The organism is Corynebacterium sp. EPI-003-04-2554_SCH2473622, assembly GCF_001665955.1.
In the GTDB taxonomy this organism is placed as follows: Bacteria; Actinomycetota; Actinomycetes; order Mycobacteriales; family Mycobacteriaceae; genus Corynebacterium; species Corynebacterium pseudodiphtheriticum.
On record NZ_LZMN01000063.1, the window covers coordinates 1 to 9,220 of the forward strand.

General features: G+C 55.4%; 8 protein-coding genes, 2 tRNA genes and 1 pseudogene. 5 read left to right on the plus strand and 6 right to left on the minus strand.

What is annotated here, in order from left to right; genetic code table 11:
• Positions 1-81: 81 nt before the first annotated feature.
• From A5774_RS11980 to A5774_RS07330, 4 genes and pseudogenes are all read left to right on the plus strand, one after another.
• A pseudogene (locus A5774_RS11980) lies at positions 82-268 on the plus strand (hypothetical protein); the annotation flags it as partial.
• A gap of 101 nt (positions 269-369) precedes the next feature.
• Complete coding sequence (locus A5774_RS11985; protein WP_023018648.1) at positions 370-657, plus strand: DDE-type integrase/transposase/recombinase; 288 nt, start codon at positions 370-372, stop codon at positions 655-657.
• Between the two features lie 425 nt (positions 658-1,082).
• Positions 1,083-1,442, plus strand: coding sequence for a helix-turn-helix transcriptional regulator (locus tag A5774_RS07325; RefSeq protein WP_021352515.1), 360 nt, complete (start codon positions 1,083-1,085; stop codon positions 1,440-1,442).
• The gene (locus A5774_RS07330; RefSeq protein ID WP_021352516.1) at positions 1,443-2,039 is read left to right on the plus strand and encodes a cadmium resistance transporter; all 597 of its coding nucleotides are present in this window, start codon (positions 1,443-1,445) and stop codon (positions 2,037-2,039) included.
• Between the two features lie 448 nt (positions 2,040-2,487).
• Here A5774_RS07330 and A5774_RS11300 read toward each other — a convergent pair whose 3' ends face one another.
• From A5774_RS11300 to gyrA, 5 genes are all read right to left on the minus strand, one after another.
• On the minus strand, positions 2,488-2,631 hold the full coding sequence (locus A5774_RS11300) for a hypothetical protein (protein ID WP_021352517.1): 144 nt from the start codon (positions 2,629-2,631) through the stop codon (positions 2,488-2,490).
• 560 nt (positions 2,632-3,191) lie between these two features.
• Positions 3,192-3,264: transfer RNA gene (locus A5774_RS07340), tRNA-Ala, on the minus strand.
• A gap of 13 nt (positions 3,265-3,277) precedes the next feature.
• Positions 3,278-3,351: transfer RNA gene (locus A5774_RS07345), tRNA-Ile, on the minus strand.
• 79 nt (positions 3,352-3,430) lie between these two features.
• Positions 3,431-3,781 carry a DUF3566 domain-containing protein gene (locus A5774_RS07350; RefSeq protein ID WP_021353187.1) on the minus strand — a complete coding sequence of 117 codons (351 nt, stop codon included), beginning with the start codon at positions 3,779-3,781 and terminating at the stop codon, positions 3,431-3,433.
• Between the two features lie 4 nt (positions 3,782-3,785).
• Positions 3,786-6,386 carry a DNA gyrase subunit A gene (gyrA, locus tag A5774_RS07355; protein WP_021353186.1) on the minus strand — a complete coding sequence of 867 codons (2,601 nt, stop codon included), beginning with the start codon at positions 6,384-6,386 and terminating at the stop codon, positions 3,786-3,788.
• Positions 6,387-6,753: 367 nt separating this feature from the next.
• On the opposite strand from gyrA, the gene A5774_RS07360 reads away from it, so the two are divergent.
• A complete protein-coding gene (locus tag A5774_RS07360) occupies positions 6,754-8,403 on the plus strand; it encodes an ATP-binding protein (protein WP_051619351.1) in 1,650 nt (549 codons plus the stop codon).
• A gap of 19 nt (positions 8,404-8,422) precedes the next feature.
• Here A5774_RS07360 and pdxS read toward each other — a convergent pair.
• Positions 8,423-9,220, minus strand: a 798-nt coding sequence (pdxS, locus tag A5774_RS07365; RefSeq protein WP_064834114.1) for a pyridoxal 5'-phosphate synthase lyase subunit PdxS, incomplete at its 5' end; no start/stop codon positions are given.

A 9,220-nucleotide genomic window follows, 5' to 3' on the forward strand; every position in this document is an offset into this window, starting at 1 on the left:
ACTCGACCCAAAACGTCAGAAATGATCCGGTTCATCGATGAATATCGGGATCGTTTCTCAGTCGAGTTCATATGCACTGAAGTGTCCCAGGTTTTGTTCCGTTTGAGTAGATGGGAAAATCTGGAAGATGCCGAGAAAATTTGGCAAGGACGCCAAGGATCGTGTGGTCCGTCTCGTGGAAGACCGCATCTTGGCAGAAAACATGTCGATGCAGGAAGCGTGTAAGATCGCGGCACCAAAACTAGGTGTCTCATGGCATACTGCCCGTTTAATGCGCTTGGCCGGTGTTTCAGGCAAAGGCAAAGGCCGATCACCAATCACAACGCGCACACCTCAACGTGCCGGATCTGCGCCCAGACTTGGTCGAGCGTGAATTTAAAGCTCAGGGCCGAAAATAAGCTGTGGGTGGCTGACATTACGTATGTGCGCACGAAGAAAGGCTTTGTGTATGCCGCATTTGTCACCGACGTTTACTCCAGGCGGATCGTTGGGTGGGCGCTATCGGACTCGATGCGCACCAAGGCTTTGCCGCTGCAAGCACTCAATCAAGCGATTGTGAGTGCGAGGGAAACAACAGGTCTCATTCACCATTCGGATCACGGCTCACAGTACGTCAGCGTTGTCTACAACGAGAAACTTGCTGAATTCCGGATTTAATCTTCCACTGGAACGGATGGCGATTCCTATGACAATGCTTTGGCTGAAAACGTGAACGGCCCCTCACAAGAACGAGCTGATCCATACTCGCAGGTGGGATGATGTTATCGAGGTAGAAATCGCGACATTCGAGTGGGTGTCATGATGGAACGAGACAAAATTGCATCAAAGTTTGGGATACCGCACCCCGGTCGAGGTTGAAGACGCGTTGTGGGAACAAGATGAGTCCCGGGAAACAATAGAAAATAGGGTAAATGCCTAGGAACAAAACCTAGGACACTTCACAGGCACAGATTCAACAACCGCACAAATACGAAAAGGGAAGACACTAAAGCCACGCGGAAACAGGCTCAGAAACACATCACCGTCGGGCCGACGTTCGACCCTCGTGGCAACAGTTCAGCATCTGCTGTATAGTCCAGTGCATGCTGACTATTGCTTCGCGCTTGGACGTGATGAACCGATTGGGTCGGGCGATGGCCGATCCCACCCGATCCCGTATTCTCCTGACCCTGCTGGGCGGCCCGGCCTATCCGGCCGCTCTCGCCCGGGAGCTGGAACTGACGCGGTCAAATGTGTCGAACCACCTCACTTGCCTACGGGACTGCGGAATTGTGGTCGCCGAACCGCAGGGGAGGAAGACCCGCTACGAGATCGTCGACGCCCATCTTGTCCAGGCGTTGAACTCACTGCTAGATACCACTCTGGCTGCCGACGAGAATGCCCCGTGCATTGACTCGGCATGTGACGTGCCCGGGTGCACCACCGGAGAGGGGAACAGGTAAGTGGTAACTGGTCTCCTGGGGGCGGTTGGTCTGTTTATCGCCACCAATATCGACGACATCATCGTGCTCTCGCTGTTCTTCGCCCGTGGGGCCGGCCAAGCAGGGACCACACTTCGGATCCTGGCCGGGCAGTATCTTGGTTTCGCGGGCATCCTCGCAGCCACGATTCTGGTCACCCTAGGGGCGGATGCCTTCCTGCCCACCGAGGCGATCCCCTACTTCGGGCTGATCCCCCTGGCCCTGGGGCTGCGGGCGGCCTGGCAAGCCTGGCAGGGAAACGATGATGACGACGATGACGCGAAAGTCAGCGGAAAGAACGTAAGCGCCTTGATCGTCGCCGGGGTGACCTTTGCCAACGGTGGCGACAATATCGGCGTCTATGTCCCGGTTTTTCTCAACGTGGATACCGCCACCGTTATCATCTACTGCGTCGTCTTTCTGATCCTGGTGGCGGGCCTGGTCCTGTTGGCGAAGTTCGTGGCCACCCGTCCACCGATCGCGGAGGTTCTCGAACGCTGGGAGCATGTGCTGTTCCCGATCGTTTTGATTGGCCTGGGTATCTTCATCCTCGTCAGCGGCGGTGCCTTCGGCCTTTAATAAGCTCATCCCCCATGCCCCCCAGGGCCTCTCTAGGTTTCCTCACCGGCGTCAACTGAACCGCCCATGAAGTTGTGAAAAACCGTTGCCTCAGGGGCTCGACCACGCTAGGGCGACAGAAATTCCAGTGGGATGCTGAGATGGGCGAACGGATTGCGGACATCCTGGGGGATACGTCATTAAGTCGAGCACGCATTGAGGCGGTCGCCGGGTCGTATCGTGCCTTGTCGATCATGGCGTCGAGGCTGTCATATGCTTTTACATTAATTCGGTGGCCGAAGGCTTCTGCTTCACCGGGGCCATCTGTGCCAACGCCTTCTGACTCTGACAGTAATTTTAAACCTGCCCTATTGGGGTGTACCTCGTCGAGGATCGCACGGGTTGTCGGAACGGAAGGCCTGCATGCGGTTCCTGACGCCAAGGCCAGGTGTAGCGAAGTCTCGTACTACTAGGCCCGGATCGAGAACACAACGTCGATAAGGGCTGTACTGATCTCTTGAGGGCAGCCGCCGCGGTAGGCGGTGAAGTTTGCTTCGGGGATGTGGCGGGTTGCGGCAATGACAGCGTCAAACTGAGCTGAGGTCGTTGTCATGCCGGCGTTATCCCCGTATCAGTGGTATTTGGTACACCACAGGGTTTGGCCAGCGCGAGGCCTGCCAGGTGTTTCTGCAAGCGCTTGGCCATGGGCGGGAAGGTCGCGAACGTCAGTCCTCCCGAGATGACTGCACCGACTACAGGAATGGTTTTTGCTGCTCCCTTAGCGAAGCTCTGTTTCGTCATGCGGAAGCCGAGGTTGGCGGCAACCTTTTTTAGGGTTAAACGCCAAAAAGTGTGTGCCAAACCCCGTATATCTACACCTCTAGCAGCACAAACCCCGAAATAATAAGCCCAGCAGGCATATTCCTCACCAAAAACCAGAAAATACCCACACCAACCAGCTACCTGGTCAGCCAGCCCTCTACGACCAGGGTATCGATGTTGAATACACGCACTCAATCGGTATCCGGAAAGGCCAGATCTAGGGAATTGGCGACACGCCGGTCAGACACATTTTTTGCTACTTAACCCCTTTTTATCGTTTACCCCCACCCAGTAGGCCTTGAACGCAAAACATCCCCCGATCCGATGGACCGGGGGATGCAGGCTATGCTGTGGAGCATAGGAGAATCGAACTCCTGACCTTCTGCTTGCAAAGCAGATGCTCTACCAATTGAGCTAATGCCCCATGTTTCCGCCTGTGGGTCTAGCAGGAATCGAACCTGCGACCTCATCGTTATCAGCGATGCGCTCTAACCGACTGAGCTATAGACCCTGTGTGCGGAACGATTATGTACTTTAATACGTATCTTAGATACACACAAATCGCCAGGTCAAGCGGCATTTTTTGTAGCTTATTCGTCGACTTCCACGATCTGTTGTAGATCCACTTGGATACCACCAAACAACGCCGCTACAGCGTTGTAGATGAGCGCAAACAGCGGAGCCAGGATCGTCGCCAAGATAGCCGCCACAGCACCCACCAGAGCCGACAGAGACAGCACCAAGCCGTAGTCGATGAGCATGCCAGCCCCCAGACCGTCCATGAAGCCGTTGATGTACTCCCAGACGCCAAACGTGGCCATCACGAAGTACACCACCGTCACAGCGATCAGCCAGGCCACCAGGCCCACCAGAGACACCGCCAGGCCCACCCGAAAGGCAGATAGCGGCGAGATTCGAGTAATCGCGATGTTTCTTCCCATAGTGCTACTCCTCTTCGACCTTTGCGTCGCCGTCAGCTTCAGCCTCAGTCTTAGCCTCAGCCTTCGACTGGCCTTCCTGAACTTGCGCTTCCTGCACTTCGTCGATGGTCTTTTCACCCTTAGCCACAGCTTGGGCTTCTTCCACGCCTTCGCTCTCGACGTTCTTGTCGATAGCCAACAGCTCGACGTCGTCGGCAAGATTCACCAGCCGCACACCCATCGTGGCACGCGAAGACGGACGGATCTGCCCGGCCTCAGTACGCACGACGCCACCGGCAGAGGTGATAGCGAAGATTTCATCGTCCTCATTCACCGCAATCGCGCCAATCAGCTTGCCGCGCTTCGGGGTGTACTTGAACGTCATTACGCCCATGCCACCACGGCCCTGGGTGCTGTATTCCTCAATCGCGGTGCGCTTGCCGTAACCGCCGCTGGTAGCCACCAACAGGTACTCGCCATCGTGCACCACGGACATCGCCAGCAGCTGGTCATCACCCTTAAAGCGCATGCCCTTCACGCCGGCGGTTGCACGACCCATCGGCCGCAACTGATCATCGTCGGCAGTAAAGCGGATGGACTGGCCTTGCTCGGAGGTCAGCAACAGATCATCCTCGTCGCCCGCCAGGCAAGCACCAATCAGCGCATCCCCCTCATTGAGATTGATCGCGATCAGGCCAGCTGAACGCGCCGACTCATAATCCGTCAGATGTGACTTCTTCACTCGGCCCTGCTTGGTAGCTAGCACCAGGTACGGCGCATCGGTGTAGGACTGCAGCTGAATAACCTGAGCAATGCGCTCTTCCGGCTGGAACTCCAACAGGTTCGCCACGTGCTGGCCCCGCGCGGTACGGCCGGCCTCCGGCAGCTCGTAGGCCTTGAGGCGGTAAACGCGACCAAAGTTGGTGAAGAACAAAATCCAGTCGTGCGTCGAACACACAAAGAAGTTCTTGACGACGTCATCCTGCTTCAACTCCGCACCACGCACACCCTTGCCGCCGCGCTTTTGCGACTTGTAGGTGTCGACCTTCGTGCGCTTGGCATAACCAGTGGCGGTGATGGTCACGACCACGTTTTCACGGACGATCAGATCCTCATCAGAAACCTCACCGTGCGCGGCCACGATCTCGGTGCGACGCTCGTCGCCATGCTTGTCGACGATTTCCTTCAGCTCGGTCGCCACGATCTCGCGCTGGCGCTCCTCGCGATCCAGGATGTCTTTTAGGTCATCGATAACAGTCTGGATTTCTTCCAATTCGTCGATGATCTTCTGGCGTTCCAAGGCAGCCAGGCGGCGCAGCTGCATCGCCAGAATGGCCTCGGCTTGCTCGTCGTCGACGCCCAGCAGATCCTTCAAGCCCTCACGAGAGGCTTCTACCGAACGACTCCGGCGGATCAACGCAATGACCTCATCGAGCATGTTCAGGGCCTTGACCAGGCCACGCAAAATGTGCGCACGTTTTTCGGCTTCCGCCAGGCGGTATTGCGTACGCCGAACAATAACCTCAATCTGGTGGGTGACGTAATAACGCAGCATCTGATCCAGACGCAGCGTACGCGGCACACCATCGACGATGGACAGCATGTTAGCGCCGAAAGAAGTCTGCAACTGCGAGTGCTTGTACAAGTTGTTCAGCACCACACGGGCGACGGCATCACGCTTTAGAGTGACCACGATGCGCATGCCGACGCGGTCAGAAGACTCATCGTCAATATTCGAAATGCCAGCCAGCTTACCGTTTGCAACCTGCTCGGCGATATTAGCCACCATGGTGTCCGGGTTGACCTGATACGGCAACTCGGTAATCACGATGGTCTGCCGGCTGCCGTTTTCCTCGATGCTGGACACGCCACGCATACGAATGGAACCACGGCCGGTGGTATAAGCATCCTTGATGCCATTAGTGCCGACAATCATGCCACCGGTCGGGAAGTCCGGCCCAGAAACCCGCTCCATGCAGGCTTCCAGGGTTTCTTCCTCGCCCGCATCTGGGTTCTCCAGCAACCAGTAAATGGCCTCCGCCAGCTCATTCAGGTTGTGCGGCGGAATATTAGTGGCCATACCGACGGCAATACCACCGGAACCATTCATCAACAGGTTCGGCACCCGCGACGGCAGCACCGTCGGCTCCGTCGTCTTGCCGTCGTAGTTCGGCTGATAATCGACAGTGTTTTCCCGAATATCCCGGGTCATCTCCATCGCCAAAGGCATCAGCTTCGACTCGGTATAACGCATCGCCGCCGGGCCATCATTACCCGGCGAACCGAAGTTACCCTGGCCGTCGACAAGCGGATAACGCATCGACCACGGCTGGGCCATACGCACCAACGTGTCATAAATAGCGCTGTCGCCGTGCGGGTGATAATCACCCATCGTGTCCGAGACCGGCTTCGAGGATTTCACATAACTGCGCTCCGGCCGGTAACCGTTGTCATACATCGCGTACAACACACGCCGGTGCACAGGCTTCAGCCCGTCACGCACATCTGGCAACGCACGGCCCACGATCACGGACATGGCGTAGTCGATATAACTCGACTCCATCTCCGCGGAGATATCTATCGGCTCAATGCGATCTAACAAACCGCCTTGGTTATCGTCACTCATAACCTCCCAGTCTAGCGCCTAACGCGCCCAGAACGACGGTGCGCAACCCCTCAGCGGCAGGTGCGAAGTACAGACTGCACAGTCAAAGGGCATGGAAGGTGCAGCTGGAGAAAATGCCTCAAAGTCGTTCAGCATTTTTGGCATCGTTGTTCACTACTATTTCCGGGCCATAGGGAAAGTTCTAGTCAGACTTGCAATCAGACTGGAATTTTTCACAGTCTAATAGTCTCAGTGCCAGAGTTAGTATTAGTTTGAGTGCAACTCTGCGATAAAATTTTCACAATCTGCGGTAAAAATTTGAGAGTGATAGTTGGAAAAGTGTTAGTCTAAGAATCAAAATCTTCACAATTACCCAAGAAAAAACGCCATGAACACTAATTTTCCCACACCCGAAGAATTACAAGTCTGGTTAGATACTTTTCGCACTTACGGCGGCGACACTACAAATGTAAAAGTCAAAGCTGCTCAAAGCGGGCTTCCCGAAAACCTAGCCGAAACCACGGCCGCCTTTGCCAACATGCCGGAAGGCGGGCTGATCATCTTAGGTGTTGCCGAAAACCAGAATTTTTCCGTAGTCGGTGTGGACAAACCAGCGGAGTTAGAACAAGCGCTCGTCAGCCAAGCACACAATTCGATTACCCCGCCACCGTTTATCAAAACCACTGTTGTAACCCTGCATGGCAAAAACCTCGTTTTAGCGCGCGTGCATAGCCTCAATATTCTAGATCGCCCAGCTATGTATCAAGGCAAAGCCTATTTACGGCAAGCAGATGGTGAATACGAAATTCCGGCTTCCGAATTACGCATGATCGAGGTTGCGAAGCTGCATGCCGAGCAAGAAGAACTCTATGACCGTCGGCCTGTTCCAGATACCACCATTGAAGATCTTGACAACGACCTACACCAACAATTACTCCGCACAGCCCGGGCAAGCATCACGCAGTTGCGCAAAACGCCTGAACCCACGCTCCTTCGTAACCTCGTGGTCACTAACGGTGACGTTTTATCAATCGCTGGTTTTTACGCACTCGGACATTTCCCACAAGGCCCTTTACCATCGTTAGCGGTTACCGTCGCGGTTCGGTTGCCCGAAACCGAACGCCCACGACGCACCCGCAACCTAGCCACGTTCTATGGCCCGGTTCCAGCACTGCTGAACCAAACCATGGACTGGGTCGAAGCCAATATTCCGCAAACACAGACCTATCAGGAATCCGGGCACATGCGGAGTGTTCCCGTCATCCCGCTGGCAGCAATCCGGGAAGCTGTCGCCAACGCACTGATTCACCGTGACCTCGGTCCAAATACAGTCGAAGCTGGCAAAGCCATTGACGTGCGTATTACCCCGGATCGCTTAATTATCACTAGCCCAGGTGGGTTGAAGAACCTGACAGTCGCGCAACTATACAGTGCGGATTTTCGGCGCATCGAAGTCAATCAGCACCTGTACCGCCTAGCAAAATTACTCACCGACACAGATGGAAATCGGATTATCGAAGGTGAAGGTGGTGGCGTTAACGCCATGTTTGAACTCTGCGAATCGGCGGGCTTGCCACAGCCAAAGATCATCAACACCGGAGTCAAAGTTACTGTCATTTTCTTCTTCCCCAAGCAGAGTCACACTTCAGGCGATGCTCCAATGGAGGCTCCAGCCCCCAAAACTGCTCCAAATAACGGCGCAGAGCTAGAAGACAACGCCTCGTTAGCTTCGTTAGGCAACGGTATTCAAGTATCTGATGACCAATACCTGCGGAGCCTCGGAAAAAACGTCCCTCGCATCCTGAGTGCCGCACGCAATCTCGCAGTACCCCCAGCACCAGTAACACCACAAACAGCGTCAGCACCAATGCCGAACCACACTGCCGAATTCAGTTTTCACCAATTAGTAGCAGAATCTGGGCTGAGTAATTCCCAAGTTCGCTATGGGCTAAGCCCGCTGCTCGAACACAAAATTATTGTGCGCAAGGGCGGGCAAGGGAAAAAAGCCACCACGTACCAACTCGGCAAGCGTGGCTAGCCTCCCCCCCTAGCCGGGTTTACCAGCCGCGCTCTGCCAAACGGTGAGATACTGGCAACTCATCGACGTTGATGCCAACCATGGCCTCACCCAAACCACGCGAAACCTCAGCGATAACCTTGGCGTCGTCGTAGTTCTTGACCGCACGCACAATAGCCTTCGCACGAGCCTCCGGGTTACCGGACTTGAAAATGCCTGATCCGACGAACACGCCATCGGCACCAAGCTGCATCATCATCGCAGCATCAGCTGGGGTAGAAACGCCACCGGCAACCAACAAACCAACCGGCAAACTACCAGTCTCTGCAACCTCAAGCACCAACTCATACGGTGCCTGCAGCTCCTTGGCAGCAACGAACAACTCGTCTTTCGACATGGAAGACAAACGGTTGATCTCCGCGCGGATGCTCCGGATGTGGGTCACGGCGTTAGACACATCACCAGTGCCGGCTTCCCCCTTAGAACGCACCATGGCAGCGCCCTCGTTGATACGACGCAACGCCTCACCCAAGTTGGTAGCACCGCAGACGAATGGCACATCGAAAGCGAATTTGTCGATGTGGTGGGCGTAATCAGCTGGGGTCAATACCTCAGACTCGTCGACGTAATCAACACCCAGAGACTGCAGCACCTGCGCCTCAACGAAGTGGCCGATGCGAGCCTTGGCCATAACTGGGATGTCGACGGCTTCGATGATTTCGGTGATCATATCCGGATCCGACATGCGGGCAACACCACCCTGGGCGCGGATATCAGCAGGCACCCGCTCCAAAGCCATCACGGCTGAAGCACCAGCAGCCTCGGCGATGCGAGCTTG